Here is a 19,058-nt window from a genome sequence, read left to right on the forward strand (position 1 = left end):
GACCGACGTAATCCGTACTCGTCGAGGAGAAACCGATAGGAGACCACTGATATAATTTCTGACTTGCCAATTCGAATTAAGCGGAGAATTACCTCCGAGGGCGAAAAATTAAGCGGATTCGGATGCGGTGCGGAAAACCAAAGCTCTTATCGGGGTTTAGGGAGACCTAAAACCAGGAACGAGAACTCGAAATCGAAAGTGCGCGAACGACGGCACTCGATTCGGCCGAGTCAAACAGAGAGGATACATGAGCGAGAACTTCGAGAAGGAGATAAACAAGACGTTCGACGGGGCGCTGACAGCACTCGTAGTTGCCAGCATCGCCATCGTCGTGATTGGCGGACTGGTGCAAGTGAGTTTCGGCGCGTTCACGATGTCGCTCGAACAGGCGTGGCGAGCGGTGTTCGACCCGAAGGTGATAACGAATCCCGACGTGTTGCTGGCACTGCTCCTCGGAAACGAGATTCCGGTGGATTTGAGCAGTGAAACCACCGTCGTCTGGAGCCTTCGACTCCCGCGCGTCCTCGTCGGAATTCTGGTCGGCGCAAATCTCGCCATCTCCGGGGCCATCTTTCAGGCCGTAACGCGCAACGAACTGGCGAGTCCGTACATCCTCGGCGTGAGCCACGGCGCTGGCTTCGCCGTCCTGCTCACGCTCATCGTCTTCAGCGGCCTATCGGTCTTTCTCCCGATATTCGCCGCGCTGGGCGGCATCGTCGCGTTCATCATCGTCTACGCTATCGCGTGGAAAGGCGGAACCAGTCCCGTCCGGCTCGTACTGGCCGGGTTCATCGTCGGAACGATTTTTTACTCATTCCAGCGCGGCCTGTTCTTTTTCGCGCCGGACATCGGCGTGGTGCAGACCGCGCTCGCGTGGACGACGGGGTCGCTCACGGGAACCGGTTGGGAGCAAGTCAGAACAGTCCTGATTCCGACACTGTTCATCGTCCCGGTTTCCCTCGTGGTGTCGCGCCAGTTGAACCTCCTCCTTCTCGGCGAGCGAACCGCTCGCTCGCTCGGGATGTCGGTCGAGCGGGTTCGATTCATGCTCTCCGCTTTGGCGATTCTCGCCGCGAGTGCCGCCATTTCCGTCGCCGGAATCGTCAGCTTCGTCGGCCTCATCGTCCCGCACATCGTCCGGAACATCGTCGGGACGGATTACAGAAAACTGGTTCTCGGCTGTCTGTTTGCAGGTCCCGCGCTGGTCGTCGGCGCGGACGTAGGCGCGCGACTCGCGCTCAATCCGATTCAAGTTCCGGTCGGAATCGTCACCGGACTGGTCGGCGGACCGTACTTCCTCTATCTCATGCGGAAACGACAAAAACTGGGGGAGCTCTGATGGTGGGAAAAGAGCAGGGGGAAAAACCGACGACGTCCCGGGACGTCGTCGTCGTCGGAGGCGGTGCATCGGGCCTCTCCGCCGCGGTGTTTCTCGCCCGATACGGACTCGATACGCTGGTGATAGACGGCGGAAGCGCCGCAATTCGCCAGTGCGTGCATCTGGAGAACTACCTCGGCTTTCCCGGCGGCATTCCACCGGAGACGTTCCTCGCGCTGAGCAAGGAACAAGCAGAATTCGCGGGGGCGGAGATAACGGACGGACTAGTCGTCGCCGCCGAGAAAACCGACGACGGTTTTCGCGTGGCGACGAAGGATGGGCGAGAGGTCGAAGCGAATCGATTGATCGCAGCGTCGGTGTACGACGACGAGTATCTGTCTTCGTTCGAAGCGGAGCTGGAGAACGTTGAACCCGACGGGAAAACCGCAATTTCCGGACTGTACGTTACGGGATGGCTCGGCGAGGCAGAACACCAAGCCATCGTCAGCGCGGGCAACGGCGCGCGGACTGCGCTGGCGCTCGTCCGCGACGTTCGAAAGGAGGACGAAGGACTCTGGGAAGACGTTGCCGACCACTACTACGATTGGACCGTCGAAGAGGGTCGCTACAGCGGGACGAACTGGGAGTGGCTGGACGAATTCGTCGCGGAAAACGTGCCGGAGGACGCGACTCTGGAAGACGAGAAGCGAACGAAGGAGCGACTCAAACGGGAGTACGTCGCGCTGGAGCTGGACGACGCGGAGCGAGCAAAGCGAGCGGAGCGCGGGCGAGTGCTCGTGCGAAAACACGTGGAGGAAATCGAACCATGAGCGAACGAACGGCCGACGACAGAGAGCGAAAGACCGACGGTGGAATGGTCACAGAACGAGACGAGCGGGAAGTAGACAACGAGGGAAAAACGAACGACAGACAAAAGTCCGGGACCGCGAGCGAACTGCGCGGGGGCGACTTGGAAATCGGCTACCCCGACTCAGGAATCATCGTCGAATGTGAGTCCATCATCGTCCCGGCGGGCGAAATCACGGCCTTCGTCGGTCCGAACGGAAGCGGAAAGAGTACGCTTCTCAAGGCGATGTCCCGCGAACTCCACCCCGAATCAGGGGTCGTGCAGCTCGATGGCGAGGACGTCCATTCGCTCGGAACCAAAACGCTGGCCCGAAAACTCGGCTTGCTCTCGCAGGAGAACGAGTCGCCCGGAAACCTGACCGTCGAAAACCTCGCCTACCACGGGCGCTATCCGCACCGCGGTTTTTTCGAGTCAAAGACGGAAGAAGACCACGAGGCGGTAGAACGCGCGCTGGAACTCGCCGGGGTTACCCACCTCAGAGACGAGGAGATGGGCAGTCTCAGTGGCGGACAGCGCCAACTCGCGTGGATTGCGATGGTGTTGGCACAGGATACGGACGTTCTCCTGCTAGACGAACCGACCACCTACCTCGACCTGCGCCATCAGCTTCGCGTGCTGGAAGTCGTCCGAACCCTCGCGCACGAAGAAGACCTGACCATCGGCATCGTTCTCCACGACATCTCGCAGGCGGCCCGCTACGCCAACAACCTCGTCGCCCTGCGCGACGGCGAACCATACGACTGGGGGCCACCGAGCGAAGTGGTGACGGAGGAACTGCTGGCCGACGTATTCGGAGTCGAGGCGACGGTCGGAATCGGTCCGGAAGGGCCGGTCGTCACTCCCCGACGACCGCTGTAAGTTCGGTTTCCGCCGTATAAATTCAAATTCGAAAGAAAATCATTTCAGTAATTCATTCACCTCATTATTATAATATTTCAAATTTAAATAATTTGATATTTATCCAATATTATATAAATATGATTAGCGGCATGATTATCGCACGAACGAGCCGGAATTACCGCGGGAGAGAATAATTACAGTCATCTGACTGAAATATCCGACACGTTTACACAAGTAAGTAATGAAATCAAAAAGACGTGGTGCAGTAATCGTAGTGGTACTCGCGTTGCTAACGTCCGCAGTCGGATTCCACCTCGTAAGCGCACAAGACGCCGCACTCGACCTCGACATCACGGAGATCAACGATGAAGAGGAGTACGTCGTTATCGAGAACGAAGGGGGAACAGGCGTATGACCTGTCGGGACTGACAGTTTCGTTCGGTGACACCTACGAGCGGTTTCCGTTCCCAGGCGGAACGAGCATCGAACCGGGAGAGTCGATAACGGTCGGAACGGGTAGCGAGACGACAATCGATGCCGACTACAACGCCGAATACGACGGGTACGTCCTCTACAACGGCGAACCGGACATCGTCGAACTTCGGGATGAAAACGGCATCATAACGGCGAGCCAAAGCACCGGCGACGACAGAGAAGAAGGAGAGACCGCACCCGGAAACGGCGAGTCGGATGATTCCGACGACGCGGATGACTCAGACGGTACCGATGAATCGGATAACAGCGACGACTCCGACGACACGGACGAATCGGGTGACAGTGACGATTCGAACGATTCCGATACGGGTGACGGCGACAACGTGGAGGACGGTGGCGATTCCGACGATACTGAAGAAGACACAGACGAATCAGACGATACAACGGAAGATTCCGAAGACGACGCTGACGGCAGTGAGTCGGACGACGAATCGAACGACGGTTCGACGGACGACGAACAAAACACCGACGAGGACGGAACGGACGAAGCGAACGACTGCTGACCGATTCAGACAGCATCGCTATTTTTCGGATTAGTCTCGCTGGAGTGCAACTCACGCCGAAGCAAATTGGAAAGTACCCTACAATCCCTGCCACGTCCGGGGAGAGTCGTTCAGTCGTTCACAGCCGTCCGCGGTGACGACGACCAAATCCTCGATTCGAACGCCGAACTCGCCGGGGATGTAGACGCCGGGTTCGATACTGAACACCATTCCGGACTGAAGTTCCAGGTCGTTCCCCGAAACGATGTACGGTCCTTCGTGAACGTCCAATCCGACGCCGTGGCCGGTTCGGTGGATGAACTGCTCGCCGTAGCCGTAGGATTCGATAACCTCGCGGGTCGCCGTGTCAACGGATTCCGCTGTGACGCCGGGTTCAACCGCCTCGACGCCCGCCTGCTGAGCCTCGCGGACGGCGCGGTGAACTCGGTCGAACTCCTCGGGCGGCGTTCCCGCGAAGACGACGGTTCTGGTCTGGTCACCCGGATAGCCGTCCACGAACGCGCCGAAATCGAGGACGACGGGGTCGCCGTACCCGATTTGGCGGTCGCCGTGACCGTGGTGCGGTTTCGCCCCGTTCGGCCCGGAACCGACGATGGTGTCGAACGCAGGTTCGTCGCCGCCCGCACCGCTCAATCGAGATTCGATTTCCTGCGCCAGTTCGCGCTCGGTCATGCCGATTGCCTCCTCACCGAGTTCGCGGATCTCGACGCAAACCTCGTCCGCGACTTCACCAGCGCGTCGGAGCGCTTCGATTTCCGCTTCGTCTTTGCGCATGCGGAGGGGTTCGAGAACTTCGCTGACGAGTCCGAACGTCGCGTCCGGAAGCGCGCTCCGGAGGTCTTGGGTGAACAGTGCCCACATCGTGTCGTCTGCGAGCAGATGTCCTCCACGAAGCTCGAACTCGTCAACGACATCGCCGACGAGTTCGAGAGGGTCGTCCCCGTCGCTCCACGTTCGAATGTCAGACACCCACGACTCATCGGCGATTTGCTCGCCGTACATATCCGGAACGACGAAAACGGGGTCGCCGGAAACCGGAACGAACAGGAAGAGGTGTCGCTCTCCGGGGTGTTCTTCGAATCCGGAGACGTAGAAGAGGTTCGTACTCGGGAACAGAACGGCGGCGTCGGCACCGACCGTTCTGAGTCGCTGTTGACAGCGACGGGTTCGCTTCGCGAAAGCGTCCATCATGGGTGATGCTGTCGCGGGGTGCGCGTAAAAATCTCACTTATTCGGCGGTTCGTGTGAAGGTTCGACGGCATTTCCTCTGCCATCGCTGTGCCCACAGTTTTTGACGGAAGATTACAGCGAAATACCCGGGGCAAATGCGACCAGTACCGCGCTGAACTCGACGGAACAGAGAATTGCCCCACCGACCCTGATCCATATACGGTTGAGCACCGTAGTTCTGGGGCATGAGCGGAGAGGAAGGGCAGCTGCGCGAGCGCGCACGTCTAGCGTGGTGGATTATCGGCCTCGTTTTGGGAGTGGTGATGCTGTTCGTCTTCTACGTCTTCGCGGGGACGTTCGCCCTCGGGCTGTTCATGTACTACTCCGCGCGACCCGTTTACGACCGATTGGAAGCGCGACTGGGCTATCCGGGCGTGACAGCAATCACGTCACTGCTGGCGGTTTCGCTACCAATCCTCCTACTGGTTGCCTACGCCGTGGCCGTCAGCGCGATGGAAGTTGCGGAAATCGCAGGTCGTTCGCTTTCCGGCTACGAGGGCGTCCTCCAGCCGTATCTCGACCTGTCATCGCTGACGGTTCGCCCACAGCGGATACTCGACCTCGCGCGCGAGAACCAAAGCGTGTTCACCCGGTTCGGTGGGACGGAACTGCTCGGCGGCGTCGCGGACGCAGTGAGCGCGTTCGGACTCACGCTCTTGCAGTTGTTCGTCGCGCTGGCGTTCGCATTTTACTTTCTGCGGGATGACGACAAGCTCGTTCGCTGGTTCCGCCGTCGAATCGCCGACGAACGAAGCACGGCCTACAGCTACGGAAAAGCGGTTGATGACGATCTCCAAACGGTGTACTTCGGAAGCATTCTCCACGCCTTCGTCGTCGCGGTCGTCGCCGGGATTGCGTACAACCTCGCCAACCTCGTTGCCCCGCCGGGGGTGGCGATTCCTCTCCCGACCCTACTCGGACTGCTGACTGGAGTTGCTAGCCTCGTCCCGCAAATCGGAACGAAACTCGTCTACGTCCCGATAGCGTTACTGCTCGTCGTTCGTGCGCTCGGCGACGGATTGGCTTCCCTCTGGTTTCCCTTCGCGTACGTCGTGGGCATTGTCCTCGTGTTGGATGTCGCGACCGAGACGATCATCAGACGGTACACGGGGGGGAGAAATCTACACGTCGGTCTGATGCTGTTCGCGTATATCTTTGGCCCGTTGCTGTTCGGGTGGTACGGACTGTTCATCGGGCCGTTGCTGCTCGTTCTACTCGTGCAGTTCAACCGTCTCGTGCTTCCGGAACTGATACAGGGGAAGCCGACTCCGACGGAGTATTCGGTGCCCGACTCGGAGGCCGAGGAAGGGACGGTAGCAGACGAAGCGTTGGAAACGGGTGAAGGGAGAAAAGGGGAGGGAAGTGAAACGACGGGCGAGGAAAAGGGAGACGTCGAGGAACTGGAAAGCCAGGATGAGTCACAGGAAGAGTCGGGAAAAAGCGGCGAAAACTGACCGAGAGAACGGTAGAGGAACGGTCTGAGAGAGGACGATAATATCGGCTATTTCACGTTCTAAATATAATATATTTTATAAATTATAAGTATTATTATTCGTCTAAATATCAGTATAGATGCCGTTCGTGCGGGAGAAATAGCGGAACGGAAACGGACGCGAGTTCGACACCGCGTTACAAGCGTTGAAACAACGGGGCTGTTCCCTGTTGGTGACGGGAGCGGTGCCGAAATGCGTCACCGCACAAGCGACGCAACGACTGCTCGGCGACCCGCACCGTGACCGAAAACGACTCCTCGTGTTTACCGATGCGTCACCCGAACACGTAGAGCACAGTCTTCCGCCGAATGTGCGGCGGAACGACGAGAGCACCCAAATCATCGAATCGTGCGGAACCTATCGTTCGACACCGTCAGAAAGCCAATCCACCGATACCCGTGACTGCGAAGTCGAACACCTGCGGAACGAACTCGCGCACGCAACCAGCTACTTCGACACCGTTACCGACGGACTCGGCCCGGGGGAACTCAGAGTCAGTATCGACTCACTCGAACCCATACTGGGAGCCAACAACCGTCCCGCAACGGTTCGGTTTCTCCGGGATCTTTCGGCGTTGGTTCGCGGCGTTCGCGGCATCGAACACGTCCATCTTCGTCTGTCGGATGAGTCGCCGATAGTCCGGGAACTATCCCCCTTGTTCGACGCGCGTATCGAACTCCGGAAACGGGACGCGCTGATCGCGGAACAACGGTGGCACGTTCCGAAACGCGACATCACGACGGCTTGGTCGCAGTTGTAGTGTGGCCGAGTTATCAGTACTGTTCTCGTTCTAACTCCTCCAGATGGCGTCGGATTCGCTCGAACTTCGAGATGTCCACGAAAGCGTACTCGGCACCGCCGAAAAAAGAATCGGGAATTTCGGAGTCCGTTAAGAGCAGTTCGGGATCCGCATCGACGTGGTTCACCTTCTGAAAGGGAATGACGCGAGCGAGCGGTGGGTCATCGTTAAGGCAGACCACGGCGTTTTCTTGCACGAGTACGGCGTCGTACTCCTGTGCCTCGTATTCGTCCACTGCGAAAACTGTCGGCATAGGTAGTTCGACGCGGAGTACGATATTAAATGGACGCGACGGAACTCGACCGACGACTGCGTGAGGAGTTCGACCCGCCCGAGGGAGCGCGGCGGGTGGTCGTTCGAGAGGCGCGCGACCTCGTCGATTCGGGCGACTACCGGGCGGACGCGGGCGTCGAACTGACCGCCGAGGCGATCATCTCGAACCTGAGCGACGCCCCGAAAGAACAATCGCTTCCCGAAAAGTGGAACTGGTGGATGGGGTCGTTGGGAATCGCATACGGCGGCTACACGGAATTTCTCATCGTTCGGTGGGAACGGACGAACCGATAAACGACACGATAAATTAGGAGGGGAGCTGCCCGGTCATCATCAGATACGCCAGTCCGAACTGGAGGGCGTTGAACGCCCCGTGAATCAAGGCTGGAACGACGAGGTTTCTGGTGTATTCGTAGGCTGCCCCGAGAATCGGCGAGAGAACGAAGAGGATACCGAGATAAACGATGATACCGGTATCTTGACCCTGCAGTGAAAAGACGTGAACGAACGCGAAGATGAGACTCGCCAGCGCGATGGCGGGCCAGCGACCGAACGATTCACGGAGTCGTTCCTGAACGACTCCGCGATAGAGCAGTTCCTCACCCGGGCCGATGAGCAGGAACGAGAGCGGAATCAGGAGAAGAAAGACCCGCGGGTCTTGTTCCCCGAGCGTGGCGATTTCGTTCTGCGCCGACTGGATGCCGAACGTTGTGAGGACGACCGACACCGCGATGAGGCCGCCGTAGAAGACGACGAAGCCACCGACGGTCCAACCGAAATCGTTGAGATTCGGAACGCGAACCTTGATGTAGTCGAACCCTCTACCGGTGTATCGCAGATACGCTAGCGCGAACAGGCCGAAGGCGACGCCCTGCCCCATGACTATCGAAACGGCCACCGTGAGCGAGGGGCGGTCGAGAACCGGAACACCGAGCGCGAGGAGCGCGCCCGCGGCGAGTAAGACGAGGATGACTGCGAACGCATAGCCACCGAATCCGAGGCCGACGGCGGCGAACAGTGCCCGTGAACGTCGATTCCACAGCTCCATCATCGTGCCCCCTCAAACCACGCGACGGTTCGACGGATACCGTCCTCGTAATCGGTTCGCGGTTCGAATCCGACCGCTTCGCGAATCACATCCCCGGTCATCGTCGTGTCGTGCGTGAAGACGTGGAGGATTTCGCGAACGACCTCGACTCGCTCGCTGAACAGGGCGCCGCCCCGAAGCATCCACGCCGGGAGTCCTCTGATTCGTCCGTTCGTTTCAGCCATATCGTAGACGTTTCGGGTGAAGGCGTTAACCGTCGTCGGTTCCGTTCCGACCGTGAATCGGCGGCCGTCCCGCGAGTCCGCCGATTGGTCGCCGGGTGAATCGGCCACGGAAGTCAACGCGCGGGCCGCGTCCTCGATGAAGACGAATTCGTGAGGCACGTCCACAGGTGCGGGAAAAAGGACGTTTTTCCCCGCGATGGGTCGGTCGAACAGCGGACGCACGAGGTCGTTGGTCACGCCAGGGCCGTAGAAATCCGGCAGATGAACAACCGTCGTGGGAAACGGCGCACGAGACAGTGCGGCGTCGGCTTCGGCTTTAATTCTCGCCACGCGAGACGGCGGATCGATGGTCGTCTCGGGCGAAATCGGTGGTTTCCCTGACCTGGGTTCTTGAATCTCAAATACCCACGTATTGCCGGGATACACGACGTGCGTGTGGGAATCTCCAATTACGGCGACTAGGAGACGCGCCGATTCGAGGGTGTGATAGTAGTTCATGAGCGGGAAGTTAATGCAGTGAAAAACCACGTCCACGTTTCGTACCGCTCGACGAACGTTGAACGGGATGAGGATGTTCCCCCGGACGATTTCGATGCGAGGATTCGGAAATCGCTCGCGAAAGCGTCGTTTGCTCCGGACGAAAACGCGGATTCGGTCGTCCGGGTTCGATTCGAGCAGTCGTTCGACGACGGCGCCCCCCAATGCACCGGTCGCCCCTGTGACGAGATATCGTACCCCCATTCAACTCTCCGGGGTACGATTCGGGTTCGAGGGTAGTGACCTTTGTGTAAGTAATTTGTTATTTTTGGATGGGGCTTTTCGATTCTGCGACAACGAACGCTCAAATCGGTATTTTAGTCACCAAAAATTCGTTCTAAATGTAAATCGAAACGACTCGTTACATTTTTCGAAGCGATTCGCTACAGCCGACGGACGAGACTCGAAAGTGCGTCCGAACCGCCGCGCAGAATCGGCGTTCCGTGCCCCATACAGAGCACGTCGATGGCCGGAACCAATCCGGCAAATCGGCGGATGCTCCGCCGCATCTCGCGGGTGTCGTAGGAATCCCACCACTTCGGCGGCGTTAGCGCACCGTCGCGTTCCCAGACGAGGTCGCCGACCAAGCCGACGCCGAGGCCGTCGTGAACGTAGGCGGTGTGGCCCGGATTGTGGCCGGGCGTGTGGTAGGCCGTGAACGCGCCGAGCTGCGCGCCGTCTTCCAATGGCAGTATTTCGAACCGTTCCGGAATCGGAACGAGTACGCGGGCAAGGCGGTGAAACGCTCCCTTGTGGTGAAAGAACGGCGGGTCGTAGACCCCCGACAGCAGGTCGGCATCTCGCTGACCGACGAACACCGGCGCGTCGAGGTCGGGGAGGTTTCGAAGGCCGCCGACGTGGTCGATGTCGTAGTGAGTGACCAGTACGCGGTCGATATTTGCGACTTCGTAGCCCGCGTCGCGGAGTTCACGGCGCACGCCGAACCACGGCAGACCCGCATCCACGAGCGTCACCCCGCCGTCGTCCACGAGAAAGGCGTTCGCACCGAAGAGGGGGAAGCCGAGTTCGAGCAACCAGACCCCCGTCGCGAGTTCCTTCGCCATACGTCGGATACGGCGGAGGGAAACTTAACACCTGAAGTCGGAATCGCAGGAAGCACCTCAAAGCGTTGTGCTAAATCGACTTAGGGCGTCCACCGGAGGATTCTATCGTCTTCGTCCGCTGGCGACCCCCGTCCGTCTCGGTTGCTTGTAGCGAAGTAAAGACCGTCAGGGCCGGTGATGACGCTTCGAAGGCGACCGAACTCGCCCTCGAACAATCGTTCGTCGGACTCGACGGTTCGCCCGTCGGAACCGAACGTAACTCGATGCAGGTGTTCGCCCGCGAGCGTTCCGAAGTAGAACGCACCGTCGTAAAACGCGGCGCTCGCGGGAGCGATGGTCGGGGTGTACGACGCGAGTGGGTCGGTGAACGCCGGGTCGTCGCTTTCGCCAGTGACGACTGGCCAGCCGTAGTTGTTCCCCGCTTCGATACGGTTTATTTCGTCATCCGTGTCGGGGCCGTGTTCGGTGCCGTACAGGACTCCGGTTTCCTGATGGAACGCGAGTCCTTCGGGGTTGCGGTGGCCGTAGCTCAACACCGCTCGCTCGCAGTCGGGAACCGACCCGTCGGCTTCGAGTCGTAGAATCGAGCCGTGAAGCGTCTCCGGGTTCTGGGCCATCTCTGGTTCGTCGGCGTCGCCGACCGTCGCGTAGAGATAGCCGTCCGGCCCGAAGGCGAGACGCCCGCCCGTGTGTCGCTGTGCGCCGGGAATACCGTCAAAGATCACGGCTTCGCGTTCGAGTTCGCCGTCAGCGAGACGGTAGCGCAGTATACGCTGTGAAATACCACCGTCTTCGTGCGTTTGGAAGAGATACACGGACGGCGTGGTCGGGAACTCCGGATGGAGCGCGAGTCCGAGCAACCCCCCTTCACCGACGACGTTCGTGTCGTCGATTTCGGCGAGGATTTCGACGCCGTCGGAGCTGAGTCGATTGACTCGGCCGGTTCGCTCGGTGAAATAAAACGTCCCGTCGGGAGCGAAGTCGGTTCCCCACGGAACTTCGAGGTCGGTAGCGACAGCCTCGACTGCGGATGTTTGCTGGGCGAACTGACTGTCTCCTTTATTTGAGAGGGAAGTTCGGGAAGTCGATTTAGGGTGTCCTTGGGAGGTCGTGTCACCGGTTACGACACCGACCGAAAGGAGGACACCCGCGCTGGCGAGAACTTGACGTCTGGTATTGTTTGGCACGAAGAGAATTAATACGGCTAGTCGGAATTAAATTTTTGGCCATTAATTTTTACTTCTATTTATGGATATTATGTCGAACGAGAAAAGGGATTCCCCCTGCCCAACCCGCGCAATCCTCTTCCGTGAAACCCACCTACGCTGTGCGCATGGAACCGATTCAGCTCGATGACGTTGATAGGGGAATACTGCACGCGCTTCAAAACGATGCGAGGAAGAGTACCGCCGCGGGAATGGGAGAGAAAGTCGGCGTGTCGGCAAGCACCGTCCGAAATCGCATCGAGCGGTTGGAGGAGGTGGGAGTCATCCGGGGGTACAATCCGGACATCGACTACGAGATAGCGAACTTCCAGTTGCACGTTCTCATCGTCTGTCGCGCACCTCCCGACGAACGTTCGGCGCTCGCCGACGAGGTGATGGGAATCGATGGCGTCGTCACCATCAGAGAACTGCTGACCGGAACGGAGAACATACACATCGAAGCGGTGGCCGTGGACTCCGGCACGGTGGATTCTATCAGCGAGCAGGTGCACGATCTGGGGTTGGACATCGTAAGCACCAACATCGTGAAAACCGAACGCGTACAACCGTTCGACCACTTCGGAAAAGATGTGACGGAGGGGTGACCGTCTTCGAAAATGCACCCGTGCAACCGGATGTGTCGCACGTCGAACAGCCAGCAAAAACGGAACGGGTCGGCGGCGACGAGTTACGGAAAATTGGTACAGCATCGTCCGATGGGTGTTGTATCCGCAGGACCCATAGTGGGGATTCCGCAACGAGCTTTTGCTGATAGGGGTCGTTAGTACACCTATGGTTGCGCATTCCCGAAATGGAAGTCAGACGAACAAACCACCCGACGAGCTATCGATGACCACGGCGTTGAATCTTCTCACTGAGCAACGCCGTCGTCTGGTCATCGACTCCTTGCTGGAAAACGAACAGACGCTCGCACTAGCGGATTTAGCCAAGGAAGTTACGGTACGCGAAAACGGCACTTCGATGCCGAAAGTTGACGAGGACGAAGTACTGCGAATCTACTCGAGCCTCTATCACAATCATATTCCGCGGTTAGCGGACGCTGGGGTTGTGAAGTTCGAACGGGAGCGAGAATTGGTGGGGTTGGGGAAAAATTCCGAGCGAATGACGGACGCTCTGTCCGCCGTTTCGGATGGCGAACTGAAAAATGGAGAGTCGGCGTAACGCTGAGGTGAATTAGAAGAATTTCCTGACGAAAAGTTGTTTGAGACGAGAGCGAAGCCTGTTGTAACTGATACTTACCGGAATCGGTCACACACATATACACATAGTCGCACCCGTCCAGACGACCGAACTACTTGAGTTCGGCCGAAACCACGGTTTCCGGGTCGCTCGCGCCGCGAACGTACCGAGTGCGACCGTTACGGATTACGTCGAATACGCGAAACGAAATCACTAATCGACCTGCCGAAACCGTCGCCCGAAGAACCGGCCCGCGACTGGTCAGGGCGACGTATGGCGGCGCGGGAACCGGTTTGGCTTGCATCGAGAACTCGGCGGCGGATACCGCCCCGGAGAGAATCGTCGGGAACGTCGCTACGATTCCAACCTTGCGGAGTTCGCGCGAAAACGGTTTTACGACCATCTTCGGGTCGGTTGTCGCACTCGTTTGGTCGGGAGTCACCTCGTCGTTCCACGACTCGGCGACCCGATCCGCACAGCGGAGGAGAAACGTGACAGTTTCCGCGTGCTCCGCGAGGATGTATTTTCGGACGGCAATTTCCGGGTCGACCATTGTTCGAGAACGCGCCACAGGAGTACAAAGCCGTGTCGGACGATAGCTATCTGCATCAGGAAAACTTATACCGAAAATAGACAGAAATGCCGATGTAATGAAACGAATTCTCTCCCGCGTTGGAGTCGGTTCCGCTCGCGTCGATACGGTCCTCCCCAAAACGACGCTCACCGCCGGTGAGTCGGTCGAAGCCGAAGTCCACGTTGAAGGCGGCTCGGCGGAACAGGAAGTCGATGCGATCTACTTCGCCCTGCTGACTCGGTACAAAACCGACGACAGCACTCGAACCGGCGTCATCGACAAGTTCCAAGTCGCCGACCCGTTCACCATCGGCCCGGACGAGGAAAAGACCTTTCCGATTACCATCGACGTGCCCGTCGATACCCCTGTGACGGTCGGTCGGACGAACGTCTGGCTCGAAACCGGTCTCGACATCGACTGGGCGGTTGACCCCGACGACGAAGACCCGGTGCAAATCGAACCGGGGCCACAGCTTTCGACGTTCCTCGACGCGCTCGATTTGCTCGGCTTCACGCTCCGAACCGCCGAGTGCGAGAAGGCGCCGGGAAGCATTTTCTCGGGCGCGTTCGTTCAGGAGCTGGAGTTCGTTTCCCGCTCTGGCCCGTTTTCCGGCAAACTCGATGAACTCGAAGTCGTTCCGACGGAAACCGAGGGTAGGCTCGAAGTGAAACTAGAAATCGACCGTCGCGGCGGCCTCCTCTCCGAAATGGCGGACATGGACGAGTGATGGACACAGCTTTCGTTCACGAACGAGAGCGCGAGTCGGATGGAATCGAAACTCTGCACCGAAATCGAGCGACACGCCTGAGTCGCTCGATTTCGTATCACTCCAGATTCGCCGAAAATGACCGCCAACGGAGGAAACGGCGGCGGCAGTCTCGAAAACGAACGCGACAAGTGCGGTCGCTCCGTCCCTGCGAGCGTGAGCGATAACCCCGAAAAACCGCTTCGAGTGGAAAACGCCGACAAACTCCACGAGGTTATCGCCGCCCACGGCCTCGTGCTGGTCGATTGTTATACGAACGGCTGTACCCTCTGTCAGGCCATCGAACCGGTGGTCGGCAACGTGGCCCGCGCGACCGACGCGACGGTCGTGATGGTCAACCCTGGAAACGACCTCTCGCTGGTGGAAAGATACAATATACGGAGCGTTCCGACGCTCCTTCTGTTCGAGGATGGCAACCTCGTCGGGCGGATGGCCGACGGCTTTCGGGGAACCGACGCAGTGGTTGCGTTCGTAGAAGAAACCGCGAGCTGAATACCCGATTTCCCGCGCCCGCCAATATGTGTGTTATTATCTAACGTAGGCAAAAAGCCTATAAATAACCGCACGTGATTGTTTATCACAGATGGTAGTTGAAACGATTCCGCTGTTCGGGCCGATTCCCGGTGGGATGGAGCTCGCGGTGATTCTGCTCATCGCAGTCCTCCTATTCGGTGCTAACAAGATTCCAAAACTCGCACGCTCGACGGGCGAAGCGATGGGTGAGTTCAAGAAAGGGCGACAGGAAGTCGAAACCGAACTCCGCGAGATGCAGGAGTCCGACACGACGACCGAGACGAAAAACGACACGGCTGTCGAAGCGGACGCGGACGTTTAAACGGATACGGGGGGACCGGGAACACCCGGCCCGACGGTGTTTTTCGAGGACGTTCGACGGTGAGTGACGACCGTACGAAGACGGCAACCTCGCCGACCGACCACAACGGAAAAGGCACTCACCCGCAAACGGAACAGTATGGCTGACGCCACGACAGAGGCAGACGGCGAGGAATCGAACGGGAGTTCAGCGCAGTCGGGGTCGGGACTCAAAATGCTTTTGTTACTCGGATTTTCGTTCATCGCGGGCTATCTCTTCGCGAAGAGTAAGGGCAGCAAGCCAAATCTACACGAGGAACTCGGCGAGCTGGGACGGAGCGGCGGGCCGATGGAGATAGAAATCGAGGACATGGACAACAGTTCCGCGGCGGACGAAGACGAGGACACGGACGAAGAGTGGGACGTCGAAGAGGACGAAGCCGAAAAGGAAATCGAAGCCCAGACGGAAGACGAGGAAGAAGACGAAAGCGAAGAGTCGGACAGTTCCGCGGCGGACGAAGATTCGGAATCGAACGACACGGACGACGAAGCGTAACTCAGTACCCGATCGCAGCACCGTCTTTTCGCGGTTCGGTCGCGCCAGAAAGCACGCCGTTTTCGTTTCGTACGATTTGCGCACCGCCGAAGAGCGACGGCGGAAGCACGCGCACGTCGTGACCTTTCCGGACGAGTTTCGAGGAGAGATTACCGTCGGTGCGCCCTTCCACGGCGAGCGTTCCCTCCTCCCGATAACGCCAACGCGGGTAGTCAAGCGCGGCCTGTAGCGGCATGTCGTAATCCACGATGTTGGAGATGACCTGCGCGTGACCCTGCGGTTGCATGTAGCCACCCATCACGCCGAACGCGGCCCAGTCGTCCTCGCCGAAGTTGGCGAGTGCGGGAACGAGCGTGTGGAACGGTCGCTTTCCGGGTTCGAGACAGTTCGGGTGGTCGGGGTCGAGCGAAAACGACGCGCCGCGATTTTGGAGCGCGATTCCGGTGTCGCCAGCGACCAGTCCCGACCCAAATCCGGCGAATCGGGAGTTGATGTAGGAAACGACGTTACCCTCGTCGTCCGCGACGCAGAGCAGGACGGTGTCCGCGTCCTCCGCGTGGGCGTCCGGAACGCCGAAAGAGACGTCGTGATTTGCGTCGATTCCAATGCGTTCGGCTCGCTTTTTCGCCCACGAGTCGGAGGCGAGCGGCGGAATTTCTTCGTATTCGGGGTCGGTGATGTATCGGTGGCCGTCGTGGAAGGCGAGTTTCATCGCCTCAGCGAAGTAGTGAACGCGCTCGGGCGAGTCGAGGGAATGGTCGCCAGCGCCGATTTCCTCGGCGATGTTGAGCGCTTCGAGGGCGATGAGGCCCTGATTGTTGGGCGGAAGTTCGAAAATCTCTGCCCCGCGGTAGGTCGTCGAAACCGGGTCGATAAATTCGGGTTCGAACTCTGCGAGATCGTTAACCGTTAGAAATCCGCCCTGCGATTGAATCTCATTCGCAATTTTCTCGGCGATGTCGCCCTCGTACAACACGTCCGCGCCCTCTTCCGCGATTCGTCGGAGACTCTCGCCGAGGCGGGGCAGCGTCATCGTTTCGCCGACGCCGGGAGCCTCGCCGCCATTCAGGTAGGCTTCCCGCGCGTGGTCGGACGTGAAGAGGCTCTCCGCGCCAGTCCAATGAGATGCGATGACTTCCGAGACGGGATAGCCACCGATTGCGTAGTCGATGGCGGGTTGGAGCGTATCGCCGAGCGAGAGGGTTCCGAGTTCTTTTACGGTGACCTCCCACCCCCGCGCTGTTCCGGGGACTGTTACCGCGTGCGGGCCGAGAAACGGCATTCCGAGGTCGTCGGTGTCGTCCATTTCATCAACGGCATAGCCGCGGTTTTCGGGATACCACTCCGACGGGTCGTCGCGGGCTTCGATGGCGGAGCGAACATTTTCGATGGTCGCGTCGGCGGGCGCACCGCCGCAACTTCGCATCGCGCCCACTTCGCCATCGGCGGTTCGGTACAGCGCGAATACGTCGCCCCCGAGCCCGGTGCTCGTCGGTTCGACCACGTTGAGCGCCGCGGCGGTGGCGACCGCGGCGTCGAACGCGTTGCCCCCCTCCCGAAGAATCGAAACGCCTGCTTGCGCCGCGAGCGGTTGGCTCGTCGCTACGATCCCGTTCGGCGCGTAGACGGTAGAACGTCGAGACGTGAACCGATCTAAATCTGGTTTCGTCATACCATGCCATACTCGGAAGTCGCCCTAAAGCACCCACCAAATAGTTTCGGGGGCGGGCTTAGGAGTCGCTGGTGCGTTCGAAATCGTATGACGTTCTCGATTTGCGTCCGCGAGGAATCCGACGATGGAACCAGTTTCGGGGTCGCCGTTTCGACCGACGCACCGGCAGTGGGAGCGCTCGCACCCTGCATCAGCCACGACGGGGTCGTCAGCACGCAGAGCTTCGTCAACGTGCGACTCGGGCGGCGCGGCATCGCGCTCCTTCCGGATATCGCGGTAAACGACGCGCTGGAGGGATTGCTCGCTCAGGACGACCACAGCGACCTCCGGCAGGTTCACGGACTCGACGCACGGGGGAACGCTTTCGCGTACTCCGGCGATGGCTGTGACGGATGGTTCGGCCATCAGGTTCACGAGGAACTCGGCCTCACGGTCGCCGGAAACATGCTCGTCGGCGAGGAAACGCTTGACGCACTGGTCGAAACTTTCAGAGAGAGCGAGGACGGGAGCGACGACCTCGTTTCTCAACTCATCGACGCACTGACCGCCGGAAAGGAAGCGGGCGGCGACAAACGCGGTCACACCTCCGCGGCGGTGATGGTAAAAGCGCCGCAAACGACGGCACACCACGATTTGCGCGTCGATGCGCACGACGAACCGATTGCGGAACTCAGACGTGTATACGAGACGGCAAAATCGGCGAGCGATGGATTCAGCGAATCCTCGAAGGAACGAATTTTCGACTGAAAATCGCCCGTCGGAACACCAAATTCGTACGCTCGTGCCGTTACCAATCTCTCGTCGCCGGCAGCGAACTGCACCACAGGGGCCGCTTTTCGGGTCGGTGGGGCTGGCGCCGATACGCGTTTTAGTTGCAAGCAACGCTTTTCGAAGCAAGCCGGTTAAACGAGATATTTTCACCCAAGACTTATCCCGTAGATACGCTTCTTTTCGGGTGTTAGCGATGAGCCTGTTCAAAAATCTCGGTCGAAAAGTCGAGGAGTTCAAGAAAACCTCCGAGGCCGTGGCGGCCGAGGAGGCGAACTACGAGTGTGAGAACTGCGAAAAGCGGTTCTACGTGACCAAATCGGAGTGTCCGGAGTGCGGGGGGACTGTCGTTTCGTTGGAAGACAAGGCGGAATCGACCGGGTCGGAGGAGTAACGAACGGTAGAAATCGATTCGCAGGTACGAGGTTCCGTGGCGGTAGTTGTACAACTCGACGCCGAATCCGAGGACAAAGAGAGCTGCGAGGACGAAGGGAAACGCCACCGGAGATCGTCTAGTCAGATACGAGAAGGAGAACAGCACAGCAACCAAGAGCGTGTTCACGGCGTGATACAGCGCGTGTTCTCGAACCGCACCGACGCAGTTTGCGACGAAATTCAGTTCCGCAAGTGCGAGCACCGCCAAAAACGGCAAACCGGGCGTTGCGACCGCGGTCAGTCCGACGACCACGAGCGTAAACCCGACGGCGGCCACGTGAAGCGAACTCGCTTCGGAAGGCGACGAGAGGGCGATATCGCACCGATATAACACCGGTGAGAACGTTAAATATCGTGTTTCTAAAAGTGCCGTCGAG

Annotated in this window: 24 protein-coding genes; 15 read left to right on the forward strand and 9 right to left on the reverse strand. The window is 59.0% G+C overall.

Annotated elements, in window-relative coordinates:
• Window positions 1-247 precede the first annotated feature (247 nt).
• From LIX15_RS09660 to LIX15_RS09680, 5 genes are all read left to right on the forward strand, one after another.
• The gene (locus LIX15_RS09660) at window positions 248-1,339 is read left to right on the forward strand and encodes a FecCD family ABC transporter permease (protein ID WP_227773526.1); all 1,092 of its coding nucleotides are present in this window, start codon (window positions 248-250) and stop codon (window positions 1,337-1,339) included.
• A complete protein-coding gene (locus LIX15_RS09665; protein ID WP_227773527.1) occupies window positions 1,339-2,148 on the forward strand; it encodes an NAD(P)/FAD-dependent oxidoreductase in 810 nt (269 codons plus the stop codon). Before LIX15_RS09660 ends, LIX15_RS09665 begins: the two co-directional genes overlap by 1 nt.
• Complete coding sequence (locus LIX15_RS09670) at window positions 2,145-3,044, forward strand: ABC transporter ATP-binding protein (RefSeq protein ID WP_227773528.1); 900 nt, start codon at window positions 2,145-2,147, stop codon at window positions 3,042-3,044. Before LIX15_RS09665 ends, LIX15_RS09670 begins: the two co-directional genes overlap by 4 nt.
• Window positions 3,045-3,267: 223 nt before the next feature.
• Window positions 3,268-3,441 (forward strand): hypothetical protein, encoded by a 174-nt coding sequence (locus tag LIX15_RS09675; protein WP_227773529.1) that lies wholly within the window; start codon window positions 3,268-3,270, stop codon window positions 3,439-3,441.
• Window positions 3,392-4,024 carry a lamin tail domain-containing protein gene (locus LIX15_RS09680; RefSeq protein WP_227773530.1) on the forward strand — a complete coding sequence of 211 codons (633 nt, stop codon included), beginning with the start codon at window positions 3,392-3,394 and terminating at the stop codon, window positions 4,022-4,024. Before LIX15_RS09675 ends, LIX15_RS09680 begins: the two co-directional genes overlap by 50 nt.
• Window positions 4,025-4,102: 78 nt before the next feature.
• On the opposite strand, the gene LIX15_RS09685 is transcribed toward LIX15_RS09680, so the two are convergent.
• Window positions 4,103-5,212 carry a M24 family metallopeptidase gene (locus LIX15_RS09685; protein ID WP_345412639.1) on the reverse strand — a complete coding sequence of 370 codons (1,110 nt, stop codon included), beginning with the start codon at window positions 5,210-5,212 and terminating at the stop codon, window positions 4,103-4,105.
• A gap of 227 nt (window positions 5,213-5,439) precedes the next feature.
• On the opposite strand from LIX15_RS09685, the gene LIX15_RS09690 reads away from it, so the two are divergent.
• Window positions 5,440-6,708: an AI-2E family transporter gene (locus LIX15_RS09690; RefSeq protein ID WP_227773532.1), complete on the forward strand. Its 1,269-nt coding sequence runs from the start codon at window positions 5,440-5,442 to the stop codon at window positions 6,706-6,708.
• A 184-nt stretch (window positions 6,709-6,892) separates the two neighbouring features.
• Entirely contained in the window at window positions 6,893-7,507 is a 615-nt protein-coding gene (locus LIX15_RS09695) for a DUF7504 family protein (RefSeq protein WP_227773533.1), read from the forward strand.
• A gap of 13 nt (window positions 7,508-7,520) precedes the next feature.
• Here the strand turns inward: LIX15_RS09695 and LIX15_RS09700 are convergent, their stop codons facing one another.
• Window positions 7,521-7,799 (reverse strand): hypothetical protein, encoded by a 279-nt coding sequence (locus LIX15_RS09700; protein WP_227773534.1) that lies wholly within the window; start codon window positions 7,797-7,799, stop codon window positions 7,521-7,523.
• A 29-nt stretch (window positions 7,800-7,828) separates the two neighbouring features.
• Between LIX15_RS09700 and LIX15_RS09705 the strand changes: the two genes are divergently transcribed.
• On the forward strand, window positions 7,829-8,113 hold the full coding sequence (locus LIX15_RS09705; RefSeq protein ID WP_227773535.1) for a WNWW family protein: 285 nt from the start codon (window positions 7,829-7,831) through the stop codon (window positions 8,111-8,113).
• A gap of 13 nt (window positions 8,114-8,126) precedes the next feature.
• Here the strand turns inward: LIX15_RS09705 and LIX15_RS09710 are convergent, their stop codons facing one another.
• The 4 genes from LIX15_RS09710 to LIX15_RS09725 form a co-directional block, all read right to left on the reverse strand.
• Window positions 8,127-8,870 carry a CPBP family intramembrane glutamic endopeptidase gene (locus LIX15_RS09710; protein ID WP_227773536.1) on the reverse strand — a complete coding sequence of 248 codons (744 nt, stop codon included), beginning with the start codon at window positions 8,868-8,870 and terminating at the stop codon, window positions 8,127-8,129.
• On the reverse strand, window positions 8,867-9,832 hold the full coding sequence (locus LIX15_RS09715) for an NAD-dependent epimerase/dehydratase family protein (RefSeq protein WP_227773537.1): 966 nt from the start codon (window positions 9,830-9,832) through the stop codon (window positions 8,867-8,869). Before LIX15_RS09715 ends, LIX15_RS09710 begins: the two co-directional genes overlap by 4 nt.
• A 179-nt stretch (window positions 9,833-10,011) precedes the next feature.
• The gene (locus LIX15_RS09720; RefSeq protein ID WP_227773538.1) at window positions 10,012-10,692 is read right to left on the reverse strand and encodes an MBL fold metallo-hydrolase; all 681 of its coding nucleotides are present in this window, start codon (window positions 10,690-10,692) and stop codon (window positions 10,012-10,014) included.
• Between the two features lie 80 nt (window positions 10,693-10,772).
• Window positions 10,773-11,879 (reverse strand): PQQ-dependent sugar dehydrogenase, encoded by a 1,107-nt coding sequence (locus LIX15_RS09725; RefSeq protein ID WP_227773539.1) that lies wholly within the window; start codon window positions 11,877-11,879, stop codon window positions 10,773-10,775.
• Between the two features lie 146 nt (window positions 11,880-12,025).
• Here LIX15_RS09725 and LIX15_RS09730 point away from each other — a divergent pair, with 146 nt between their 5' ends.
• Window positions 12,026-12,502 (forward strand): Lrp/AsnC family transcriptional regulator, encoded by a 477-nt coding sequence (locus LIX15_RS09730; RefSeq protein ID WP_227773540.1) that lies wholly within the window; start codon window positions 12,026-12,028, stop codon window positions 12,500-12,502.
• 187 nt (window positions 12,503-12,689) lie between these two features.
• Window positions 12,690-13,079 (forward strand): DUF7344 domain-containing protein, encoded by a 390-nt coding sequence (locus tag LIX15_RS09735; RefSeq protein ID WP_227773541.1) that lies wholly within the window; start codon window positions 12,690-12,692, stop codon window positions 13,077-13,079.
• A 130-nt stretch (window positions 13,080-13,209) separates the two neighbouring features.
• Here LIX15_RS09735 and LIX15_RS09740 read toward each other — a convergent pair whose 3' ends face one another.
• The gene (locus LIX15_RS09740) at window positions 13,210-13,650 is read right to left on the reverse strand and encodes a DUF7988 family protein (RefSeq protein WP_227773542.1); all 441 of its coding nucleotides are present in this window, start codon (window positions 13,648-13,650) and stop codon (window positions 13,210-13,212) included.
• Between the two features lie 97 nt (window positions 13,651-13,747).
• Between LIX15_RS09740 and LIX15_RS09745 the strand changes: the two genes are divergently transcribed.
• The 4 genes from LIX15_RS09745 to LIX15_RS09760 all read left to right on the forward strand — a co-directional run bounded on the left by LIX15_RS09745 (window position 13,748) and on the right by LIX15_RS09760 (window position 15,806).
• Complete coding sequence (locus tag LIX15_RS09745) at window positions 13,748-14,398, forward strand: sporulation protein (RefSeq protein WP_227773543.1); 651 nt, start codon at window positions 13,748-13,750, stop codon at window positions 14,396-14,398.
• 117 nt (window positions 14,399-14,515) lie between these two features.
• A complete protein-coding gene (locus LIX15_RS09750; RefSeq protein WP_227773544.1) occupies window positions 14,516-14,929 on the forward strand; it encodes a thioredoxin family protein in 414 nt (137 codons plus the stop codon).
• A gap of 91 nt (window positions 14,930-15,020) precedes the next feature.
• Complete coding sequence (locus LIX15_RS09755) at window positions 15,021-15,272, forward strand: Sec-independent protein translocase subunit TatA/TatB (protein ID WP_227773545.1); 252 nt, start codon at window positions 15,021-15,023, stop codon at window positions 15,270-15,272.
• Window positions 15,273-15,410: 138 nt separating this feature from the next.
• The gene (locus LIX15_RS09760) at window positions 15,411-15,806 is read left to right on the forward strand and encodes a hypothetical protein (protein WP_227773546.1); all 396 of its coding nucleotides are present in this window, start codon (window positions 15,411-15,413) and stop codon (window positions 15,804-15,806) included.
• 1 nt (window position 15,807) lies between these two features.
• On the opposite strand, the gene LIX15_RS09765 is transcribed toward LIX15_RS09760, so the two are convergent.
• Window positions 15,808-17,478: a gamma-glutamyltransferase family protein gene (locus LIX15_RS09765; protein WP_227773547.1), complete on the reverse strand. Its 1,671-nt coding sequence runs from the start codon at window positions 17,476-17,478 to the stop codon at window positions 15,808-15,810.
• Window positions 17,479-17,565: 87 nt separating this feature from the next.
• On the opposite strand from LIX15_RS09765, the gene LIX15_RS09770 reads away from it, so the two are divergent.
• Complete coding sequence (locus tag LIX15_RS09770) at window positions 17,566-18,225, forward strand: DUF1028 domain-containing protein (protein ID WP_227773548.1); 660 nt, start codon at window positions 17,566-17,568, stop codon at window positions 18,223-18,225.
• Between the two features lie 211 nt (window positions 18,226-18,436).
• On the opposite strand, the gene LIX15_RS09775 is transcribed toward LIX15_RS09770, so the two are convergent.
• Window positions 18,437-18,958: a DUF8064 family membrane protein gene (locus LIX15_RS09775; RefSeq protein ID WP_227773549.1), complete on the reverse strand. Its 522-nt coding sequence runs from the start codon at window positions 18,956-18,958 to the stop codon at window positions 18,437-18,439.
• Window positions 18,959-19,058: the final 100 nt, after the last annotated feature.

The organism is Haladaptatus pallidirubidus, assembly GCF_020700235.1.
GTDB lineage: Archaea > Halobacteriota > Halobacteria > Halobacteriales > Haladaptataceae > Haladaptatus > Haladaptatus pallidirubidus.

Bases quoted from the DNA above. Each gene is read 5' to 3' on its own strand.
- LIX15_RS09660 (WP_227773526.1), top strand. From the start codon at position 248: ATGAGCGAGAACTTCGAGAAGGAGATAAACAAGACGTTCGACGGGGCG.
- LIX15_RS09665 (WP_227773527.1), top strand. From the start codon at position 1,339: ATGGTGGGAAAAGAGCAGGGGGAAAAACCGACGACGTCCCGGGACGTC.
- LIX15_RS09670 (WP_227773528.1), top strand. From the start codon at position 2,145: ATGAGCGAACGAACGGCCGACGACAGAGAGCGAAAGACCGACGGTGGA.
- LIX15_RS09675 (WP_227773529.1), top strand. From the start codon at position 3,268: ATGAAATCAAAAAGACGTGGTGCAGTAATCGTAGTGGTACTCGCGTTG.
- LIX15_RS09680 (WP_227773530.1), top strand. From the start codon at position 3,392: ATGAAGAGGAGTACGTCGTTATCGAGAACGAAGGGGGAACAGGCGTAT.
- LIX15_RS09685 (WP_345412639.1), bottom strand. From the start codon at position 5,212: ATGGACGCTTTCGCGAAGCGAACCCGTCGCTGTCAACAGCGACTCAGA.
- LIX15_RS09690 (WP_227773532.1), top strand. From the start codon at position 5,440: ATGAGCGGAGAGGAAGGGCAGCTGCGCGAGCGCGCACGTCTAGCGTGG.
- LIX15_RS09700 (WP_227773534.1), bottom strand. From the start codon at position 7,799: ATGCCGACAGTTTTCGCAGTGGACGAATACGAGGCACAGGAGTACGAC.
- LIX15_RS09705 (WP_227773535.1), top strand. From the start codon at position 7,829: ATGGACGCGACGGAACTCGACCGACGACTGCGTGAGGAGTTCGACCCG.
- LIX15_RS09710 (WP_227773536.1), bottom strand. From the start codon at position 8,870: ATGATGGAGCTGTGGAATCGACGTTCACGGGCACTGTTCGCCGCCGTC.
- LIX15_RS09715 (WP_227773537.1), bottom strand. From the start codon at position 9,832: ATGGGGGTACGATATCTCGTCACAGGGGCGACCGGTGCATTGGGGGGC.
- LIX15_RS09720 (WP_227773538.1), bottom strand. From the start codon at position 10,692: ATGGCGAAGGAACTCGCGACGGGGGTCTGGTTGCTCGAACTCGGCTTC.
- LIX15_RS09730 (WP_227773540.1), top strand. From the start codon at position 12,026: ATGGAACCGATTCAGCTCGATGACGTTGATAGGGGAATACTGCACGCG.
- LIX15_RS09735 (WP_227773541.1), top strand. From the start codon at position 12,690: ATGGTTGCGCATTCCCGAAATGGAAGTCAGACGAACAAACCACCCGAC.
- LIX15_RS09740 (WP_227773542.1), bottom strand. From the start codon at position 13,650: ATGGTCGACCCGGAAATTGCCGTCCGAAAATACATCCTCGCGGAGCAC.
- LIX15_RS09745 (WP_227773543.1), top strand. From the start codon at position 13,748: ATGAAACGAATTCTCTCCCGCGTTGGAGTCGGTTCCGCTCGCGTCGAT.
- LIX15_RS09750 (WP_227773544.1), top strand. From the start codon at position 14,516: ATGACCGCCAACGGAGGAAACGGCGGCGGCAGTCTCGAAAACGAACGC.
- LIX15_RS09755 (WP_227773545.1), top strand. From the start codon at position 15,021: ATGGTAGTTGAAACGATTCCGCTGTTCGGGCCGATTCCCGGTGGGATG.
- LIX15_RS09760 (WP_227773546.1), top strand. From the start codon at position 15,411: ATGGCTGACGCCACGACAGAGGCAGACGGCGAGGAATCGAACGGGAGT.
- LIX15_RS09765 (WP_227773547.1), bottom strand. From the start codon at position 17,478: ATGACGAAACCAGATTTAGATCGGTTCACGTCTCGACGTTCTACCGTC.
- LIX15_RS09770 (WP_227773548.1), top strand. From the start codon at position 17,566: ATGACGTTCTCGATTTGCGTCCGCGAGGAATCCGACGATGGAACCAGT.